Annotated in this window: 16 protein-coding genes; 13 read left to right on the top strand and 3 right to left on the bottom strand. The window is 71.1% G+C overall.

Annotated features, from left to right (window positions below; genetic code table 11):
* Positions 1–4: 4 nt before the first annotated feature.
* Together M2283_RS33615 and gatB are read left to right on the top strand one after the other, a co-directional pair.
* Positions 5–238 carry a hypothetical protein gene (locus M2283_RS33615; RefSeq protein ID WP_280880321.1) on the top strand — a complete coding sequence of 78 codons (234 nt, stop codon included), beginning with the start codon at positions 5–7 and terminating at the stop codon, positions 236–238.
* A 15-nt stretch (positions 239–253) separates the two neighbouring features.
* A complete protein-coding gene (gatB, locus tag M2283_RS33610; RefSeq protein WP_280880230.1) occupies positions 254–1771 on the top strand; it encodes an Asp-tRNA(Asn)/Glu-tRNA(Gln) amidotransferase subunit GatB in 1518 nt (505 codons plus the stop codon).
* Between the two features lie 61 nt (positions 1772–1832).
* Here gatB and M2283_RS33605 read toward each other — a convergent pair whose 3' ends face one another.
* Positions 1833–2651, bottom strand: coding sequence for an SAM-dependent methyltransferase (locus M2283_RS33605; protein ID WP_280880229.1), 819 nt, complete (start codon positions 2649–2651; stop codon positions 1833–1835).
* A 185-nt stretch (positions 2652–2836) separates the two neighbouring features.
* Here M2283_RS33605 and M2283_RS33600 point away from each other — a divergent pair, with 185 nt between their 5' ends.
* The 7 genes from M2283_RS33600 to M2283_RS33570 all read left to right on the top strand — a co-directional run bounded on the left by M2283_RS33600 (position 2837) and on the right by M2283_RS33570 (position 10708).
* Positions 2837–3139 (top strand): hypothetical protein, encoded by a 303-nt coding sequence (locus tag M2283_RS33600; RefSeq protein WP_280880228.1) that lies wholly within the window; start codon positions 2837–2839, stop codon positions 3137–3139.
* A gap of 192 nt (positions 3140–3331) precedes the next feature.
* Complete coding sequence (locus tag M2283_RS33595) at positions 3332–5575, top strand: MMPL family transporter (protein WP_280880227.1); 2244 nt, start codon at positions 3332–3334, stop codon at positions 5573–5575.
* The gene (locus M2283_RS33590) at positions 5553–6122 is read left to right on the top strand and encodes a GNAT family N-acetyltransferase (protein WP_280880226.1); all 570 of its coding nucleotides are present in this window, start codon (positions 5553–5555) and stop codon (positions 6120–6122) included. The genes M2283_RS33595 and M2283_RS33590 overlap by 23 nt, the downstream gene beginning before the upstream one ends.
* Before the next feature lie 74 nt (positions 6123–6196).
* Positions 6197–6820, top strand: coding sequence for a hypothetical protein (locus M2283_RS33585; RefSeq protein ID WP_280880225.1), 624 nt, complete (start codon positions 6197–6199; stop codon positions 6818–6820).
* A 196-nt stretch (positions 6821–7016) separates the two neighbouring features.
* Positions 7017–7190, top strand: a complete 174-nt coding sequence (locus M2283_RS33580; protein WP_280880224.1) for a hypothetical protein — start codon at positions 7017–7019, stop codon at positions 7188–7190.
* A 185-nt stretch (positions 7191–7375) separates the two neighbouring features.
* A complete protein-coding gene (locus M2283_RS33575; protein ID WP_280880320.1) occupies positions 7376–10438 on the top strand; it encodes a helix-turn-helix transcriptional regulator in 3063 nt (1020 codons plus the stop codon).
* A 30-nt stretch (positions 10439–10468) separates the two neighbouring features.
* Positions 10469–10708: a DUF6191 domain-containing protein gene (locus M2283_RS33570; protein ID WP_280880319.1), complete on the top strand. Its 240-nt coding sequence runs from the start codon at positions 10469–10471 to the stop codon at positions 10706–10708.
* Between the two features lie 15 nt (positions 10709–10723).
* Here M2283_RS33570 and M2283_RS33565 read toward each other — a convergent pair whose 3' ends face one another.
* On the bottom strand, positions 10724–11893 hold the full coding sequence (locus M2283_RS33565; protein ID WP_280880223.1) for a PQQ-dependent sugar dehydrogenase: 1170 nt from the start codon (positions 11891–11893) through the stop codon (positions 10724–10726).
* Between the two features lie 198 nt (positions 11894–12091).
* On the bottom strand, positions 12092–13090 hold the full coding sequence (locus M2283_RS33560) for an aldo/keto reductase (protein ID WP_280880222.1): 999 nt from the start codon (positions 13088–13090) through the stop codon (positions 12092–12094).
* A gap of 75 nt (positions 13091–13165) precedes the next feature.
* On the opposite strand from M2283_RS33560, the gene M2283_RS33555 reads away from it, so the two are divergent.
* From M2283_RS33555 to ilvN, 4 genes are all read left to right on the top strand, one after another.
* Positions 13166–14116, top strand: a complete 951-nt coding sequence (locus M2283_RS33555) for a 2-hydroxyacid dehydrogenase (protein ID WP_280880221.1) — start codon at positions 13166–13168, stop codon at positions 14114–14116.
* Positions 14117–14566: 450 nt separating this feature from the next.
* Positions 14567–17620, top strand: a complete 3054-nt coding sequence (locus M2283_RS33550) for a putative bifunctional diguanylate cyclase/phosphodiesterase (protein WP_280880220.1) — start codon at positions 14567–14569, stop codon at positions 17618–17620.
* A 238-nt stretch (positions 17621–17858) separates the two neighbouring features.
* A complete protein-coding gene (locus tag M2283_RS33545) occupies positions 17859–19715 on the top strand; it encodes an acetolactate synthase large subunit (RefSeq protein ID WP_280880219.1) in 1857 nt (618 codons plus the stop codon).
* Between the two features lie 20 nt (positions 19716–19735).
* On the top strand, positions 19736–20263 hold the full coding sequence (gene ilvN, locus M2283_RS33540) for an acetolactate synthase small subunit (protein WP_123997556.1): 528 nt from the start codon (positions 19736–19738) through the stop codon (positions 20261–20263).
* The last annotated feature ends 8 nt before the right edge of the window (positions 20264–20271 follow it).

Genomic DNA, 20271 nt, shown 5'->3' with positions numbered 1-20271 from the left:
TGCCATGGCAAAGAAGGCCAAGAACTTCAAGAAGTCGAAGACCGGGCTCTACGTGTCGCTCGGCAGCACCGCCTTCGGTGCGCTCAGCGTCGCCAAGCAGGCCAGGCTCGCCCGCGAGGACGGCGACTTCCTGAGGCTCGTCGACGCCGCCGTATCCGCCGCCGCCATCGTCACCGGCCTCGCCATCCTCTACCGCGAGCTGAAGCGGCTGGGCGACGACGACGTCCTGCTGGGCTGAGAGGGAAGTTTCACCGTGACCACCACGACCGACGAGTTGGTGTCGTACGAGGACGCCCTGGCGACATACGACCCCGTCATGGGCCTTGAGGTCCATGTCGAACTCGGCACCAAGACCAAGATGTTCTGCGGGTGTTCGACCGAGCTGGGCGCCGAGCCCAACTCGCAGACCTGCCCGACCTGCCTCGGCATGCCCGGCGCGCTCCCGGTCGTCAACGCGATCGGCATCGAGTCGGCGATCAAGATCGGTCTCGCGCTGAACTGCGAGATCGCCGAGTGGTGCCGCTTCGCCCGGAAGAACTACTTCTATCCGGACATGCCGAAGAACTTCCAGACCTCCCAGTACGACGAGCCGATCGCCTTCAACGGCTACCTCGACGTGCAGCTGGAGGACGGCGAGACCTTCCGCGTGGAGATCGAGCGCGCCCACATGGAGGAGGACACCGGCAAGTCGCTGCACGTCGGCGGCGCGACGGGCCGTATCCACGGCGCCTCGCACTCGCTGCTCGACTACAACCGCGCCGGCATCCCGCTCATCGAGATCGTCACCAAGCCGATCGAGGGCGCCGGCGAGCGTGCTCCGGAGGTCGCCAAGGCGTACGTCGCCGAGCTGCGCGAGCTCATCAAGGCGCTCGGAGTCTCCGAGGCCCGCATGGAGCAGGGCCAGATGCGCTGCGACGTGAACCTGTCGCTGCGCCCGCACGGCCGCGAGAAGTTCGGCACGCGCAGCGAGACGAAGAACGTCAACTCGCTGCGTTCCGTGGAGCGGGCGGCCCGCTTCGAGATCCAGCGCCATGCCGCGGTGCTGAACTCGGGCGGCACGATCATCCAGGAGACCCGGCACTTCCACGAGGACACGGGGTCCACGACCTCGGGCCGCGTGAAGGAGGAGGCCGAGGACTACCGGTACTTCCCCGAGCCGGACCTGGTGCCGGTGGCCCCCTCGCGCGAGTGGGTCGAGGAGATCCGCGCCGGACTGCCCGAGCTGCCGCTGGCCCGCCGCAACCGGCTGCTGGCCGAGTGGGGTATCTCGGCCTTCGACATGCAGTCCATCATCAACGCCGGTGCGCTGGACCCGATCGTCGCCACGATCGACGCAGGCTCCGACGCGACCTCCGCGCGCAAGTGGTGGATGGGCGAACTGGCCCGCAGTGCCAACGAGTCGGGCACCCCGCTCGACGACCTGGCCATCACGCCGGAGCAGGTCGCCCGGGTCACCGCGCTGGTCAACTCCGGTGATCTGAACGACAAGCTGGCCCGCCAGGTCATCGAAGGCGTTCTCGCGGGCGAGGGCACCCCGGACGAGGTCGTCGACAAGCGTGGCCTGAAGGTCGTCTCCGACGACGGCGCCCTCACCACCGCCGTCCAGGAGGCCATCGCCGGCAACCCGGGCATCGCCGACAAGATCCGCAAGGGCAAGGTGGCCGCGGCCGGCGCCCTGGTCGGCGCGGTCATGAAGGCGACCCGCGGTCAGGCCGACGCGGCCCGCGTCAAGGAACTGATCCTGGAGCAGCTGGGCGTCAGCGAGGGCTGAGCAGCCACGCCGGATACGGCCCCGCAGGACATGTCCTGCGGGGCCGTATCGCGTGTTCGGGCTAGCTGCGGCGGCCCACGATCCGCGCGAATCCGAGCAGTTGACCCTGGTCGGCCTTCACCAGCTCCACCGACTCACGCGCCATGCGCGCCATGTTCTCGTCGGGGCTCTCCTCGGCGCAGACCTCGCTCCACAGCAGCCAGTCGCGCCAGCCGTCCTCCAGCCAGTCGGCCGCCTCGACCTCCACGGCCCCACTGCGCGTCCAGTGGCGCCGCCACCAGTCGGGGGTGTGGAACGCCCAGAAGCCGGGGTCCCAGTGCGCCTTGAGGTGCTCGGGCGGCTCGGCGCCCGCAAGCTCCTCGCGCAGCGCGGGTACGACGATCCCGATCCGCCCGCCGGGCTTCAACAGCCGGGTCAGCGTGGGCAGATAGAGGTCGTTCGTACCGAAGTACTGGTACGCGTCGACGCTCACGATCGCGTCGAAGCTGCCCTCGGCGAACGGCAGGTCGTGCGCCTCGGCGCGCACGGGCAGCACATGGTCGGCGAACCCGGCCTCGGCGATCCGCCGGGCGTTGTCGTCGGGATCGATCCACAGGTCGGCCGCGGTGACCTGGGCGTGGAACTCCCGGGCCAGGAAGACCGACGTCATCGCCCGGCCGCAGCCCAGGTCGAGGACGCGCGCGCAGGGGCGCAGGCCGTCCAGACCGAGGGCGGGGGCCAGCCACTCCAGCAGCCACAGGGCGTGGGGGCCCATCTGGTTCTCGACGGTCCAGCGGGCGTCGTAGCGGCTGCTGCGCGGGTAACTCGGGTGCGTCAGGCGGTCGGTGAGCGGGTCGGGCGAGGTCCTGGAGGTGGTGTCGGACGTGGAGGTGTCGGACATCGGTGAACGGGCTCCTTGGGATCTTCGTAGTGGAAGGCGTGCTCAGGAGCTCGATCGGACCTTCAAAAAATGCACCCGCTTCGGTCGTCGGCGTGGGGCCGGGGACGTCTGACCAGCGGAAGCTAGCAGGTGCCGGGGTCGCACCGCAGCCGCTTTCCCAGGCGGACGCGCTACGCTCGCCCGCCATGAACGCACGCGCCGATTCCGAGATACCTGACGTCGACGACGTCGAGGATCCGGCCGGGGACGCGCGACGGGCCCGCTGGACGTCGGCCGGGACCGGGGCGCTGCTCGCCCTGGCCGGGCTCGCCGCCGCCGTGCTCCGCGGTACCGGATCCGCGCCCACGGTCGTGCCGGCCGCCTACGCCTTCGGGGCCGCGGTCTGTGCGCTCGCCTCGGTCCTGGGCTCCCGGGGCCGCACCAGACGGGCGCTGTGGCTGCTGGTCGTCGGGGCCATGGTGATGGCGCTGGGGGACCAGTTCGACTGAGGTGACAGAGTTCCCGTTACTGTCCTGTGATCTGGCTCCCACTCCTGTGAATAAGCGCACGAACGGCGTAAACGATCACTTCTGACTGCAAGAGTGGTCCACGCATTGCTCATGCGTTCTTTGCGGGCCGTTCATGTACTGAACGACTGTTCCCGGTCAAAGATCCACAAATAACCCCCCGGGAGCATGTTCGTGGCAGCCCTTGCACGTTGGTGTGTTCGGCACCGCCTCGTCGCCGTCGTGCTGTGGCTCCTGGCCTTCGGCGGGGTCACCGCGGCCGCCGCCGTCGCGGGCTCGGCGTACTCGAACGACTACGAGGTCCCCGGCACCGAGTCGGGCCGCGCCACCGAGCTGCTGCGGGAGGGGTTCCCGGGTCTCGGCGGCGACAGCGACACCGTTGTCTGGCACACCTCGTCCGGCACCGTCCGCTCCGCCGACGTCGAACAGACCATGACCGAGACCCTGGACGCGATCGCGGAGCTGCCCGGAGTCGCCTCCGTGGCCGGTCCCTACGGCGACCAGGGCGCCGCCCGGATCAGCGCGGACGGGCACACCGCGTACGCCACGGTCACCTTCGCCGACCGGGCCGAGGACATCGACAGCGCCCAGGCCGCGGCGGTCGTCCGCACCGCCGAGGCAGCCGAGGCCGACGGCCTCCAGGTGGAGCTGGGCGGCAGCGCCGTCGCGCTGACCGAGTCGGCCGGCGGACATCTCGCCGAGGTGGTCGGCGTGGTCGTCGCCGCGGTCGTGCTGTTCCTCGCCTTCGGCTCCCTCGCCGCCTCGCTGCTGCCGATCGCGACCGCGCTGGTCGGGGTCGGCACCGCGTACGCCGCGATCGCGCTGCTCGGACACGGCATGACCGTCGCCGACTTCGCGCCCATGCTCGGCATGCTGATCGGGCTCGGCGTCGGCATCGACTACGCCCTGTTCATCGTCACCCGGCACCGGCGCGGGCTGAAACGCGGGCTCACCGTCGCCGAGGCGGCCGTCAACGCCGTCACCACCACCGGACGGGCCGTGGTCTTCGCGGGTGCCACCGTTTGCATAGCCCTGCTCGGGATGCTGATCCTGCGGCTCAGCTTCCTCAACGGGGTAGCGATCGCCGCCTCGTTGACCGTCGTGCTGACGGTCGCCGCCTCCGTCACCCTGCTGCCCGCGCTGCTGTCCTTCATCGGGATGCGCGCCCTCAGCCGGCGCGAGCGGCGCCGGCTGACCGAGCACGGCCCCCAGCCCGAGCTGCCGACCGGGCTCGCCGCCCGCTGGTCGGCCTTCGTGGAGCGCCACCCGAAGCTGCTCGGCGCGGTCGCGCTGGCCGTCATGACCGTCCTCGCGCTGCCCACCCTCTCCCTCCACCTGGGCACCTCCGACCAGGGCAACGACCCCAAGTCGTCGACCACACGGCAGGCCTACGACCTCCTCGCGGAGGGCTTCGGCCCCGGCGTCAACGGCCCGCTGACGCTGGTGACTCGTGTCGACGGCGCCGAGGACAAGCTCACCCTCGACAACCTCGACGCCACCGTCCGCACCACCGACGGCGTCGCCTCGGTGACCCCGGTGACGTACAACTCGGGCGCGGACACCGCGTACTTCACGATCGTCCCGGACTCCGCGCCCCAGTCGCAGAGGACCAGCGACCTCGTCGACCGGCTGCGCACCGAGGTCCTGCCGCGCGCCGAGACCGGCACCTCGCTCGACATCCGCGTCGGCGGCGTCACGGCCGGCTACGACGACTTCGCGGAGGTCATCGTCGGCAAGCTGCCCCTGTTCGTCGGCGTCGTCATCGGCCTGGGCTGTCTCCTGCTGCTGCTCGCCTTCCGCTCCATCGGCATCCCCGTGAAGGCCGCCGCGATGAACGTCGCCGCGGTCGCCGCCGCCTTCGGAGTCGTCGTCGCGATCTTCCAGTGGGGCTGGGGGAGCGAGCTGCTGGGCCTCGGCCGGGCCGGCCCGATCGAGCCGTTCCTCCCCGTGATCATGGTGTCCGTCCTCTTCGGGCTCTCCATGGACTACCAGGTCTTCCTCGTCAGCCGGATGTACGAGGAGTGGCTGGAGACCGGCGACAACCGACGGGCCGTACGCGTCGGGCTCGCCGAGACCAGCCGGGTGATCAACTCCGCCGCGGTCATCATGATCTCCGTCTTCCTCGCCTTCGTGCTCAGCGGCGACCGCGTGATCGCCATGTTCGGCATCGCGCTCGCCGCCGCCGTCGCCCTCGACGCCTTCGTGCTCCGCACGCTCCTGGTGCCGGCCCTCATGCACCTGCTCGGCGGCGCCAACTGGTGGCTGCCGCGCTGGCTCGACGCCCGCCTGCCGCGCGTCAGCATCGAGCCGCCCGAGTGCCGCGCCGCCCATGAAAGGCTGGCCGCGGCAACGGACGCCGAGGTGGCGGACGTACTGGCGGAGGGGGATCAGCTCGATGTACGCGACATCACTGGGTGACGACGGAGTGGAGCTGCGGCCGCTGGAGCCGTGGCACGCGGAGGAGTTCTTCGCGCACCTGGAGCGCGGGCGGGAGTTCATAGGGCAGTTCATCGCCTTCGGGGCCAAGGCCACGGACGTCGACTCCGCCCGCGCCATGCTCCAGCGGTACGCCGACATGCGCGCCGCCGACAAAGCGTCCCTGCACGGCCTGTGGCTGGAGGGGAAGCTGGTCGGCGGGGTGCTCTTCCTGAACTTCGACGCGGAGAACGGCAACTGCGAGGTCGGCTGCTGGCTGGAGCCCGCCGGCACCGGGCGCGGACTGGTGACCCGGGCGATGCGCGTACTGATCGACTTCGCGGTCGAACAACGGGGGATCCACCGGGTCGAATGGGTCGCCGCGGCAGGTAACACCCCCAGCCTGAACGTGGCCCGGCGGCTGGGAATGACCCGCGATGGCGTGCATCGCCAGGCGCACCCCTATGGTGGGGTGCGGCACGACCTGGAGGTGTGGTCGATCCTCGCCCCCGAGTGGCGTGAAGCACGCGCGAGTGCCGCCGACCGATAGGGGTCTCGTTGGTCGTCAAGAAGCGTTGACGATCATTAAGAGACTTCTCAGACTGCGTCCGTACGGTGCGAGGCATGGGAATCAAGACAGTTGACGAGGCCGCGAACGAGGCCACCGAAGCAAAGCGCGACGAGGAGGCGGTCGACGTCACCAAGGCCGAGGACAACGAGACCGTGAAGGCCGACGACTCCACGGAGGTCGTCGGAACCACGGAGATCATCGGGTCCGACGACGAGGCGGCCGACGACGCCGACCTCACGGACGACGAGCTGGACGAGATCGTCCTTGCCGAGGAGGCGTCGCCCTCCGGCATCGCCCAGGGTGCGGCCGCCGTCGTGTCCGCCGTGCTCGGCCTGGTCTCACTGACCGGCGGCTGGATCGGCACCGTGGCCGCCGCGCGCGAGACCCTCGTGGGCCAGCTGGGCACCTCCTCGACGGCGAGTGTCGCCACCCAGATCAAGGAGGTGTACGGCGACGCGTGGAAGGCCAGCGCCCTGTGGGCCGGCATCTTCGCGCTGCTCGCCCTGATCGTCGGCGCCGTGGTGCTGGTGCGCCCCGCGTTCGGCACCCCGGGCAAGCCGCAGCCGGTGTGGATCAAGTCCGTCTCCTGGGCGGGCGTCGTGCTCGGCGTCGTCGGACTGCTCCTGGCGGTCCTCAAGTACACCGACGTCCTGCTGGGTCTGCCCTCCGCGAGCTGAATCACCGCAGGTCCTGAGGGGTCTTAGGGAATCCGTAAGCACCTTACGGAGCTCCTGAGGCCCCTCCTGCGCGTCTAAGGCCCCCGGGGCCGCCGAAGATGCGGAACTCTCCCGATGTGGCACACCCCCCTTGGAGACGAAGGTTGAGGCATCGCACAAAGCGAAGCCCGAAACCGCCTCTCACAAGGGACACACCATGTACGAGTACGAGTTCCAGCAGGCCCGGTCCGCCGAACTGCTCCGCCAGGCCGAGCACGAGCGCCTGGTCCGCGAGGCCGTCCGCGCCCGTCGCGCCGCCCGCCGCGAGGCCCGCGCCGAGGACGAGAGCCATACCCCCCTCGTCCGGCGGCTACGATCCCGCGCCGCGTGAACGCGGGGCCCGGTGAGCGCGGCCGCACGGGGGACGGCCGCGCTCCGGATCTCCTTCGAGGGGATCCCCGCCGAGCCTCGGGCAGCGGCCTCCCGGAGAACACCGTCGTTCTCCGGGAGGCCGCTGCCGCGCGTACCCCTGGCCCCACACCGAAAACAGGTGCCCTGTTGTCGTACCCCCGTGCGATGCTCGGGCTCGTGGAGACCAAGTCCGTCAGTCCGGTGTTCGTCGGCCGTACCGAAGAGCTGGACACGTTGAACGACGCGCTCACCCGTGCCGCCGCGGGCGAGCCACAGGCCCTGCTGCTCGCCGGGGAGGCAGGCGTCGGCAAGACGCGCCTCGTCGAGGAGTTCGCCACCGCGGCCTGCCGCCGGGGAGCCGTCGTCGCGCTCGGCGGCTGCGTCGAGATCGGCGCCGACGGACTGCCCTTCGCCCCCTTCTCCACCGCCCTGCGCGCCCTGCGCCGCGAACTGCCCGACGAACTCGCCGCCGCGGCCGCGGGCCAGGAGGAGGAGCTCAACCGGCTGCTGCCCGAACTGGGCGAGGCGGTCACCGCCCGAGGCGCCGGCCGGCACGACGAGGAGGGCATGGCCCGTCTCTTCGAACTCACCGCCCGCGTCCTGGAGCGCGTCGCCGCCGACCGCACCGTCGTCGTCGCCCTGGAGGACCTGCACTGGGCCGACGCCTCCACCCGCCACCTCCTGGCCTACCTCTTCCGCACCCTGCGCACCGGCCGCCTCGTCGTCCTGGCCACCTACCGCGCCGACGACATCCACCGCCGCCACCCGCTGCGCCCCCTGCTCGCCGAACTCGACCGCCTGCGCACCGTCCGCCGCCTGGACCTGAGCCGCTTCAACCGCGCCGAGGTCGCCCGCCAGATCGCCGGCATCCGCGCCGCCGAACCCGACCCCGCCCAGGTCGACGAGATCTTCGAACGCTCCGACGGCAACGCCTTCTTCGTCGAGGAACTCGCCGTCGCCGCCCACGAGGGCTGCTGCACCGGTCTCACCGACACCCTCCGCGACCTCCTCCTGGTCCGCGTCGAGGGCCTGCCCGAGAGCGCCCAGCGGGTCGCCCGGATCGTCGCCGAGGGCGGCTCCACCGTCGAGTACCGGCTGCTCGCCGCCGTCTCCCGGCTCGCCGAGGACGACCTCATCGAGGCGCTGCGGTCCGCCGTGAACGCCAACATCCTGCTCGCCACCCCGGCCGGCGACGGCTACCGCTTCCGCCACTCCCTGGTCCGCGAGGCCGTCGGCGACGACCTGCTGCCCGGCGAACGCTCCCGCCTCAACCGCCGCTACGCCGAAGCCCTGGAGGCCGACCGCACACTCGTCCCCGCCGACGAGCGCGTGATGCGCCTGGCCAGCTACTGGTACCACTCCCACAACGCCGCCAAGGCCCTGCCCGCCGTCCTGGACGCCTCCGTCGAGGCCCGCCGCCGGCACGCCTACAGCGAGCAACTGCGGCTCCTGGAGCGGGCGATGGAGCTGTGGGACACCGCCCCCGAGGACATCCGCGCCGAGCTGCGCCCGGTCGACTACACCGAGATCTACCCTCCCTGCGGCTGCGACCCCGCCACCACACCCCTGGGCTACCTCGACCTGATGGCCGAGGCCGCCGTCGCCGGCCGGCTCTGCGGGGAACGCGAACGCGCCCTGAAGATCACCAAGCGGGCGCTGCACCTGCTGGAGGACGAGGGCGACCCGCTGCGCGCCGCCTGGTTCTGGGTCCAGCGCTCCCGGCTGGTGCAGGCCCAGGCCCGCGGCGACGGCTGGCAGGAACTGGGCACCGCCCAGGACCTGGTCCGCGGCCTGCCGCCGTCCGAGGTGCACGCCGACGTCCTCGCCAACGCGGCCAACTGGTCCATGCTCCACGAGCCCGGCCCCGACGCCCTCGTCGCCGCCGAGCGCGCCGTCGAGTACGCGCGCATGGTCGGCGCCCGCGAGATCGAGCTCAACGCCCGCCTCACCCTCGGCGGCCTCATGGTCGACTCCGGCTCCGTCGAGGCGGGCCTCGCCGAGATGCAGGAGGTCAAGGAACAGGCGCTGGCGGAAGGCATCGCCCACGTCGCGGGCCGCGCCTACGTCAACCTCCCCTCCGAACTCGACGCCGTCGGCCGCACCCGGGAAGCCGTGTCCCTCCTCCAGGAAGGCCTCGCCTACACCCGGAAGTTCGGCCAGCTGGACTCCGAGTCCTGGGTGTGGGCCAACCTCTCGGAAGCCCTGTACACCCTGGGCCGCTGGGACGAGGCCACCGACGCCGCCGCGTCCGCCCTGCGCGTCGGAGTCAACGTCAAACCCCAGGGCAGCGGTGCCGTCTGCCTGGCCCATATCGCCCTCGGCCGGGGCGACCTGCCCGAAGCGGCCCGCCAACTGGCCGCCGCCCACGGCTACTTGGGCACGCACGACCCCATGCCCCAGCACACGCTCCTCCTCTCCCGCATCGAGATCGGCGTCGCCGCCGCCGAGGGCCGTATCCGCGACGCCCGCGCCGAGCTGGTCCGCGCCCTGGACTCCGGCATGCCGCCCGGCACCCAGCAGTACGGCTGGCCGCTGCTCCTGGCCGCCGCCACCGCCGAGGCCGACGCCCGCGCCCTGCCCGCCGCCACCGAGGGCCGCGCCGCCGTCCTCGAACGCCTCCGTGAAGCCGCCAAGACGGCCACCACCGACTTCCCGCTCTGGCTCGCCCACGAGAAGTGGGTACGCGCCGAACTCGCCCGCGCCGAGGGCCGCGACACCGTCGACACCTGGTCGGAGGTGGTCACCGAACTCGAACGCCTGGACCGCCCCTACGACCTCGCCCGAGCCCGCCACCGCCTGGCCGAGGCCCTGCTGGTGGCCGGCGGCGACGACGAACGCGACCGTGCCGACGAACGCGACCGCGCGACGGAGCTGCTGCGCCTGGCCCACGCCGTCGCCGACCACCTCGGCGCCCGCCCGCTCGCCGACGCCGTCGCCCAGCTGGCCCAGCGCGCCCGCCTCGCCCTGACCCACGTCCCGGGCCCGCGGCCCGCCGACCCCGTCGAGGCCCTCGGCCTCACCAGCCGGGAGCGCGACGTGCTGCGCCTGGTGTCGGCCGGCCGCACCAACCGGCAGATAGCCGAGGAACTCTTCATCTCCCCGAAGACGGCGAGCGTCCACGTATCGAACATACTGGGCAAGCTGGGCGTCTCAGGCAGGGGAGAGGCGGCGGCACTGGCTCATCGGCTGGAGCTGTTTCCCTCCGACGCGCTGGGTTCGACCCTGTGACCGACCGGCAGCGGAGGCGCCGTGTTCAACATGTTCGAGGAACTGTTCGCACCAGGGCGCAAGCACACCCATGACGAACAGAAACGGCTGGAGCTGTCCCGGGAGGACATCGGCGACAACGACCCCGGGCGCGGACCGATAGACCTCGCGTCCGGGAAGGTCGTCGTCCGCCGAGCGAACCCGAACGAGGCGGACGAGGGCGGCGAAGGCGAAGGCGACGGCGAGGACGAGACAGGTGGCGCCGAGAAGACGGGCGGCGCCGAGGCCTGACCCCGGGCCCGGGTCCTACTTCACCTCCAGTTCCAGAATCCGGTCGTCCCCCGACTTCGGGTCGCCCCGGCCGTCCGTGTTGCTGGTCGTGAGCCACAGCTTGTCGCCGCCGGCCGAGACCACCGTGCGCAGCCGGCCGTACTTGCCGTCCAGGAAGGACTGCGGGGCCGCCGAGGCCTCCGTGCCCTTCAGCGGGATGCGCCACAGACGCTGGCCCTTCAGACCCGCCATCCAGATCGAGCCCTGCGCGTAGGCGGCGCCGCTGGGGGAGGCCTCGTCCGTGTGCCACTGGGCTATCGGGTTCTGGAACTTCGCGTCGCCGGACTTGCCCTCGGCGATCGGCCAGCCGTAGTCGCCACCCGGCTTGATCGCGTTCAGCTCGTCCCAGGTGTCCTGGCCGAACTCCGAGGCGAACAGGCGCTGTTCGGGGTCCCAGGTGAGGCCCTGCACATTGCGGTGGCCGTAGGAGTACACCGGCGAGTTCGGGAACGGGTTGCCCGGGGCGGGGTCGCCCTCCGGGGTCAGGCGCAGGATCTTGCCGCCCAGGGACTTCTTGTCCTGGGACAGGCCCCGCTCACCGCTCTCGCCCGTGCCCGCGTAGAGCATCTTGTCCGGGCCGAAGGCGATCCGGCCGCCGTTGTGGATGTAGCCCTTGGGGATGCCCTTGAAGATCGTGTCCGGAGCGCCCAACTGCTCGTCGGCGGGCTTCTTCTCGTCGTACAGCACGCGGACTATGCGGTTGTCCGAGGCCGAGGTGAAGTACGCGTAGATCATGTGGTCCGAGGCGTAGTCCGGGGAGAGCGCGATGCCGAGGAGGCCGCCCTCGCCGGCCGGGGAGACGCCCGCGACCTCGCCCAGCTCGGTCTTCTTGCCCGACTTCCCGTCGACCCGTGTGATCGTCCCCTTGTCGCGGGAGGAGACGAGCAGGTCGCCCTCGGGAAGTGGGGCGAGGCCCCAGGGGCTGTTCAGTCCCGTGGTGACCGTCCCTACCACCTTGACCGAGCCCTTGGCGGGCGGGGCCTGGTCGGCGGCCTGCTCGGAGGGGGAGGACCGGGCCGTCGTACCCCCTGCCGTCGTACTGTCGCCGTCGCCCGGTGTTCCTCCACCGTCCGAATCGGAGGAGCATCCGGCGCTCAGCAGGAGTGCGGTCGCGGCCAGCACGGCCGACGCAACTCGTCGTCGCACGATCTCGGTCCCTTCGAAGCGGCGGGTTCTACTTGTCTTACACCGCCCGAGCCCCCCAGGTTCCCGATCTTCAGCAGCCGATGCACGAACGAGGTGTGACGGGCCCGACTCCGCAGGGCCCATCCCCGCAGGGCGCGGCTCCGCAGGTTCAGATCCCCCAAGGCCGGGTCCCACAAGGTCCGGCATCGCCGCGCTCCCTCACTCCCACGACCCCTGCACCGCGGGCAGCTCCTTCACCTCGGTCAGGTCCTGGGGGGTCAGGCGCAGGGCGGCGGCCGTCGCGTTCTCCGTCGCCCAGCGTTCCCGCTTCGTGCCCGGGACCGGGATCACGTGCGGGCCGCGGGTCAGGACCCAGGCCAGGGCCACCTGGGCCGGGGTGACGGTGTCGCCGTGCCGGGAGGCTATGCGGCGCAGGCCGGCGACGATCGGCTGGTTGGCGGCCATCATCTCGGCGGTGAAGCGGGGGTGGCGGGCGCGGACGTCGTCCGACTCGAAGCCCTCGCCGGGGGTGAGCGTGCCGGTCAGGAAACCGTTGCCGAGCGGCATCGCCGCCAGGAAGCCGACCCCGCGCGCCTCGCACCACGGCAGCAGCGAGTCGAGGGCCTCCGGCGACCACACGGACAGCTCCGCCTCGACCACACTCACCGGGAACACCTGCTGGACGCGGCGGAGTTGGCCGAGCGTGGTGTCGTGCAGCCCGGTGCCCGAGCGGCGGCCGGCCCGCGCGCCCACCGCGCACAGGCCCAACGCCCTTACCTTGCCCGCCTGTACGAGCTCCGCCATCGCGCCCCACGTCTCCTCGACGGGAACCTCGGGGTCGGACCGGTGCAGTTGGTAGAGATCGATCACGTCCGTCTGCAGACGGCGCAGCGACGCGTCGCAGGCCCGTTTCACGTACCCGGGGCGGCCGTTGGCGACGATGTGCTGCTCGCCGACGAGCAGGCCGACCTTCGTCGACACGAAGGCGTCCTCGCGCCGCTCCTTCAACACCCGCCCCAGCAGCAGCTCGTTGGTGAACGGGCCGTACATGTCCGCGGTGTCCAGCAGGGTCGAACCCAGGTCCAGCGCCCGGTGCACCGCTCTGACCGACTCGTCGCCCCGCTGCCGCGACCCGCTGTAGGCCCAGCTCATCGGCATGCACCCAAGGCCCACGGCCCCCACCGCGAGTGCCCCCGCGCCGATCGTCCTGCGCTCCACCTGCTCGTGACCCTCCCTCTGCCGAGCCCCCAACCTAACCTCTGCGCTCCCGGGCACCTGACATAGCCTCCTGACATGACTGCTGACGTGTGGCTTCCCATCCCGCCGGAAGAGATCGAGGGCCTTCCCGAGGGCCCGAACTACCGCTTCTGGAACGGCGGTGACGACTTCCCGGCGGACCCGTCCGCGTGCGCCTACTACGTCGTCCCCTACATGAAGTCCGCCGAGGTCGCGCTGCGTCCGCTGCCCGAGCTGAGCTCCGTCCAGGTCGTGCAGACGCTGTCGGCCGGCATCGACACCCTGGAGCCGGGGCTGAAGCAGCTGCCCGCGGGCGTGCGCGTGTGCAACGCGCGTGGGGTGCACGAGGCGAGCACCGCGGAGCTGGCGCTCACGCTGATCCTCGCCTCGCTGCGCGGGGTGCCCGACTTCGTCCGGGCCATGGACCGGGGGGAGTGGCGCGGCGGGTTCCGGCCGGCGCTCGCCGACCGCAACGTGCTCATCGTGGGGTACGGATCGATCGGCTCCGCGATCGAGGACCGGCTCACTCCCTTCGAGGTCGCGCGGGTGGCGCGCGTCGCGCGCTCCGCGCGCACCACGGAGCGCGGACCGGTGCATCCGCTCACCGAACTGCCCGCACTGCTCCCCGAAGCGGACGTCGTCATTCTCATCACGCCCCTCACCGAGAGCACCCGTCACCTGGCCGGCGCCGACTTCCTCGCGCGCATGAAGGACGGCGCGCTCCTGGTGAACGTCTCCCGCGGTCCCGTGGTCGACACCAAGGCGCTGCTCGCCGAGCTGGAGAGCGGCCGTATCACCGCCGCCCTCGACGTCACCGATCCCGAACCCCTGCCCGCCGAGCACCCGCTGTGGCGGGCACCCGGCCTGCTCATCAGCCCCCATGTCGGCGGTCCCACGTCCGCGTTCCTGCCGCGTGCCAAACGCCTGCTCGTGGACCAGTTGACCCGATTCGTGAACCGGGAGCCGCTGCGCAACGTGATCCTTACGACAGGCGCAAACAGTGCGTGACTCCTGCGAGTTGAGCGTCGCGCGCGCGACCCACGCGACCGGCGCAACGGGCGCGTAATCCGATTCCGGTACCCTCCGCAACCTTCCGGATGCGGTGGGTGCAGCCAACTCCGTTGGTCGTTACGGAGCGTAGAGGAACTATGTCCCTGAGTGACGAGACTGGTGTATCGTCCCGACAGGGGCTGCGCCGTGCACCGTTCGGCGCCGGGGATGGACATTGAGACTGTGAGGGGGGCGACGGGCGATGCACGGCCTATGGACGAACGACCCGACGCGGCGGGGCCGCCGGCGGCGGCCCTGGCGTGCCACCGCGCGCAGACGCGGTCACCATGGCAGTCACGGCTGCCGGCACGGCCATCACCACCGCAGGCACAGCAGTCGCAAAAGGCATGCGCATCCAGCGCACCGGGACCCGCGGGACCCGGGAGCGGCGCGGACCGGGAGGGCCCGGTGAGCTCGCCACGGCCTTCCGCGACCACCCTCGACGGAGCGCTGCGGGCTCAGCCTTCGTCCGGGACGCCGCTGCCTCGTCCGCCGGCCGCCGGCGGGCTCAGCCTGGTCCACCAACTCGTCCTGGCCCTGGTCTGCGCGGGATACGCCGTCGGTTCCGCGCTCGGCTGGGGTTCGGAGCAAGTCGCGCTGGTCATGGGCGACTTCGGGCTGAGCGCCGCCGCGGGCGCGGCCGCCGTGTCCTGCTTCATCTACACGCGCAGCCGCCGTATCCGCTTTCGACCCGCCTGGCTGCTGTTCGCCCTCTCCTCGGCGATGGCGGCACTGGGCAACGGAGTCTGGGGGTGGTACGAGGTGGTCCTGGGCCGTCAGGTGCCCACACCCAGCTTCGCCGACCTGTTCTTCCTGTGCTTCGCACCGCCCGCCATCGTGGGGCTGCTGGTGCTCGCCAAGCGGCCGGTGACGAAGGCCGGTTGGGTCTGTCTCGGGCTGGACGCCTGGCTGATCGGCGGCTCGCTGCTGACGCTCTCGTGGAGCCTCGCGCTCGCCCAGGCCGCCAAGTTCGACGGCCCGAGCGTCGCGCACACCGCGCTGTCGCTCGCGTATCCACTGCTGGACATCGCCCTGGTCAGCATGGTGCTCGCGCTGCACTTCAGGCGCTCGTCGGTCAACCGCACCGCGGTGAACACCGCGATCGGCGCGCTGGCCCTGACGGTGATGTGCGACGCCCTGTTCACCTCACCGCTGCTGCACAACAACTACCGCTCGGGCCAGCTCCTCGACGCCGGCTGGTTCGCCGGCTCCCTGCTGCTCGCCTACGCCCCCTGGGCCACGCCACGTCATCTGCCGGACGGCGACCGGTCGGCCGGCGACGGGTACACGCGCGTGGTGCACGAACACCTCCCCGGACCGCGCGGCGGCACGCACCAGCACCACGCCCCCGCACCGGGCGGCGAGACCGGCCGCTATCCGGCGGCCCGGCCCATCGCCGGCTCGCTGGCCGCCCTCACGCCCTATCTCGCCGCCGCCGTCTGCACGTTGGGGATTCTGTACAACGTCCTCAACGGCCGAAGCGTCGACCGCGTGGTGCTCCTCACCGGCGGCACGGTCGTGCTCGCCCTCGTGGTGCGCCAGGGCATCATGCTGCTCGACAACATCGCCCTCACCCAGGAACTGGCGCAGAAGGAGAACCACTTCCGCTCCCTGGTGCAGGGCTCCAGCGACGTCATCATGATCGCCGCACCGAACGGCATCCTCCGCTACGTCTCCCCGGCCGCCGCCGGGGTCTACGGCCGGCCCGCCGAGGAACTGGTGGGCACCGAACTGGCGCATCTCATCCACCCCGAGGACCTGGGCTGCGTGGTGCACGAGGTGCGCCGCTTCCTCGCCGCAGGACCGCCCGAGGAACCCATCACCCGCATCGAGTGCCGCTTCCGCTCCGGCGACGGAGGCTGGCTGAACGTCGAGTCCACGGTCAACCGCCACCAGGGCGGCCTGATCTTCAACAGCCGGGACGTGACCGAACGCGTACGCCTGCAGGCCCAGTTGCAGCACAACGCCGAACACGACCCGCTCACCGACCTGCCCAACCGTGCCCTGTTCACCAAACGCGTCCAGCAGGCGCTGTCCGGCCGCCGCGTCTCCGACCGGGGCGCCGCCCTGCGCGGCACGGCCGTCCTCTTCATCGACCTCGACGGCTTCAAGGCCGTCAACGACACCATCGGCCACCAGGCCGGGGACGAGCTGCTCGTCCAGGCCGCCCGCAGACTCCAGGACGCCGTCCGGCACGGGGACACCGCCTCCCGGCTCGGCGGCGACGAGTTCGCGGCCCTGATCGTCGGCGACGGCTCCCGGGACCGCACCGCCAGAGAGCGCCACATCCTGGAGCTCGCCGACCGCCTCAGGGTCACGCTCTCGCAGCCCTATCTCATCGACGGCAACGATGTCCGGGTCGCCGCCTCCATCGGCGTCGCCTTCGCCGAACCGGGCCTCGGCGCGGGCGAGTTGCTGCGCAACGCCGACCTCGCCATGTACCGCGCCAAGGCGGGCGGCAAGGGCCGCGTCGAGCTGTACGCGCCCCAGATGCAGCAGGACGTCGTACGGAAGGCGGAGCTCGCCACGCGCCTGCGTGCCGCCCTGCACGACGGCGAGTTCACCCTGCTGCACCAGCCCGTGGTGTGCCTGGCGGACGGCCGGATCACCTCGGTCTGCGCCCAGGCGCGCTGGCGGTCCTCGCAGGGGGTGCTGTTCACCCCCGCGGAGTTCCTGCGGGTCGCCGAGGACAGCGACAGGACGCAGGAGCTGGGCCGCTGGATCCTGGAGGAGGCCGTCGAACAGGCCGCCGAGCGCACCGCCACGGGCCTGTCCGTGCCCGTGGGGGTCCGGATGAGCGCCCGGCGCCTGCTGGACCGGTCGATGCCGCTGGGCACGATAGAGGCCCTGCTGACCCGGCACGGTCTGCCGTCCGGTGCCCTGGTGATCGAGCTGTCGGACACCGACCCGCTCGGGTCCCTGGACGAGCTGGAGCGGAGACTGGGCGCGCTGCGCAGGCTCGGCGTCCGGATCGCCCTGGACGGCTTCGGCAGCGGCTACGCGGCCATCACGGCGCTGCGCAGGCTCCCCGTCGACGTGCTCAAGCTCGACCGCGGTCTGGTCGAGGGCGTCGTCGAGTCCGCGCGGCTGCACAAGATCACCAGCGGGCTGCTCAGGATCGCCGGCGACCTCGGGCTGCAGTCCGTGGCCGACGGCGTGGATCTGCCGGAGCAGGTCGTGGCGCTGCGCGCGATGGGCTGCACGCACGGCCAGGGCATGGCGTTCTCCGGGCCGCTGGACGAGTACCGGCTGCGCCGGGCGCTCGGCTCGGGCCACTATCCGGTACCGCACGGTCCGGCCGAACCCGCGTTCGCGGGCGGCCTTCGAGAGCCCCTCGGGCGCCCTGGGGGTGAACTGGCCATGGACAGGGGAGCGGGGGTGTACACAGCCGGTGTGCCCGCCGTTCTGGGAGGCGGGAGCGGTCTGCGCTCACATAATGAGACTCCCGTCCCACCCGCTTGACACGTGGTGCGTGCCGGGGGGAGGGTCTGTGCCATGCGCACCCGAATTCTCGTACTTGGAAAGCGCGTCGGCTGAAGCTGGTGACCTCCGGACGGACCCGGAACTCCCAGCGACCCACTCCCGGCGCGCTCCCCTCGCTTGCCTTACGGCACGAGGGGTTTTTTGTTGCACAAGTGCCCGTCGCACACCGCTTGAACACAGCACAAACCTCGCAAAAACCCTCAGCATCGAGAAGAGAATGCCGATGACCGAGCAGGCCACCGGGGCCCACCATCCGCAGCCGCGGCCCCGATCCGGAGGACACCAGTCCGCCCCCGAGCACGTCACGGGCGCGCAGTCCCTCATCCGCTCTCTCGAGGAGGTCGGGGCCGACACGGTATTCGGCATTCCCGGCGGTGCGATCCTTCCCGCCTACGACCCGCTGATGGACTCGACGAGGGTCCGCCACGTCCTGGTCCGCCACGAGCAGGGCGCCGGGCACGCGGCCACCGGCTACGCGCAGGCCACCGGCAAGGTCGGCGTCTGCATGGCCACCTCGGGCCCGGGCGCCACCAACCTGGTCACCCCGATCGCGGACGCGCACATGGACTCGGTGCCGCTCGTGGCGATCACCGGCCAGGTCGCGTCCAAGGCGATCGGCACGGACGCCTTCCAGGAGGCGGACATCGTCGGCATCACGATGCCGATCACCAAGCACAACTTCCTGGTCACCAAGGCCGAGGACATCCCGCGGACCATCGCGGAGGCCTTCCACATCGCCTCCACCGGCCGCCCCGGACCGGTCCTGGTCGACATCGCCAAGGACGCCCTCCAGGCCCGCACCACCTTCAGCTGGCCGCCCACCACGGACCTGCCCGGCTACCGGCCGGTGACCAAGCCGCACGCCAAGCAGATCCGCGAGGCCGCCAAGCTGATCACCGCCGCGAAGCGGCCCGTCCTCTACGTCGGCGGCGGTGTCCTCAAGGCACACGCCACCGCCGAGCTGAAGGTCCTCGCAGAACTCACCGGAGCGCCCGTCACCACCACCCTGATGGCGCTCGGCGCATTCCCCGACAGTCACGAGCTGCATGTGGGAATGCCGGGCATGCACGGTGCGGTCACCGCCGTCACCGCGCTGCAGAAGGCCGACCTGATCGTCGCCCTCGGAGCCCGCTTCGACGACCGCGTCACCGGCAAGCTGGACAGCTTCGCCCCGTACGCCAAGATCGTCCACGCCGACATCGACCCCGCGGAGATCGGCAAGAACCGCGCCGCCGACGTGCCGATCGTCGGGGATGCCCGCGAGGTCATCGCCGACCTGGTCCAGGCCGTCCAGAAGGAGCACAGCGACGGCCACACCGGCGACTACACCGCCTGGTGGAAGGATCTCAACCGCTGGCGCGAGACGTACCCGCTCGGCTACGAGCAGCCCGACAACGGCTCGCTCTCGCCGCAGCAGGTCATCGAGCGCATCGGTCAACTCGCCCCGCAGGGAACGATCTTCGCGGCGGGCGTCGGCCAGCACCAGATGTGGGCCGCGCACTACATCCAGTACGAGAAGCCCGCGACCTGGCTCAACTCCGGTGGCGCCGGGACGATGGGCTACGCGGTCCCCGCCGCGATGGGCGCCAAGGCCGGCGCGCCGGACCAGACGGTCTGGGCGATCGACGGCGACGGCTGCTTCCAGATGACCAATCAGGAACTCACCACCTGCGCCCTGAACAACATCCCGATCAAGGTCGCCATCATCAACAACGGCGCCCTCGGGATGGTCCGCCAGTGGCAGACCCTCTTCTACAACCAGCGTTACTCCAACACCGTGCTGCACAGCGGCCCGGACGCGGACGGCAAGCAGCCGAGCGCCGGCACGCGCGTCCCCGACTTCGTCAAGTTGTCGGAGGCGATGGGCTGTTACGCGATCCGCTGCGAGTCCCCGGACGACCTCGACAAGTGCATCGAGGAGGCGAACTCGATCAACGACCGCCCGGTCGTCGTCGACTTCATCGTCCACGAGGACGCGATGGTGTGGCCGATGGTCGCGGCCGGCACCTCCAACGACGAGGTCATGTTCGCCCGGGACGTCCGCCCCGACTTCGGCGACAACGAAGACGACTGAGAGAGAGCCGAGTCAGACCCATGAGCAAGCACACCCTCTCCGTCCTCGTCGAGAACAAGCCCGGTGTCCTCGCCCGGATCACCGCCCTGTTCTCCCGGCGCGGATTCAACATCGACTCCCTCGCCGTCGGTGTCACCGAGCACCCCGACATCTCCCGCATCACCATCGTGGTGAACGTGATCGAGGAACTCCCCCTCGAACAGGTCACCAAGCAGCTCAACAAGCTCGTCAACGTGCTGAAGATCGTCGAACTGGAGCCGGGTTCCGCGGTTCAGCGCGAACTCGTTCTGGTGAAGGTGCGCGCCGACAACGAGACGCGCTCGCAGATCGTCGAGATCGTCCAGCTGTTCCGCGCCAAGACCGTCGACGTCTCCCCGGAGGCCGTCACGATCGAGGCCACCGGCAGCAACGAGAAGCTGTCCGCCATGCTCAAGATGCTGGAGCCGTTCGGCATCAAGGAGCTCGTCCAGTCCGGCACGATCGCGATCGGCCGTGGTGCGCGGTCGATCACCGACCGCTCGCTGCGCGCCCTGGACCGCTCCGCGTAAGGCCGCGT

Origin of the sequence: Streptomyces pseudovenezuelae (genome assembly GCF_029892565.1) — a bacterium.
In the GTDB taxonomy this organism is placed as follows: domain Bacteria; phylum Actinomycetota; class Actinomycetes; order Streptomycetales; family Streptomycetaceae; genus Streptomyces; species Streptomyces pseudovenezuelae_A.
The sequence above is the reverse complement of the archived record's forward strand: the minus strand, read 5'-3'. Positions and strand labels throughout refer to the sequence as shown.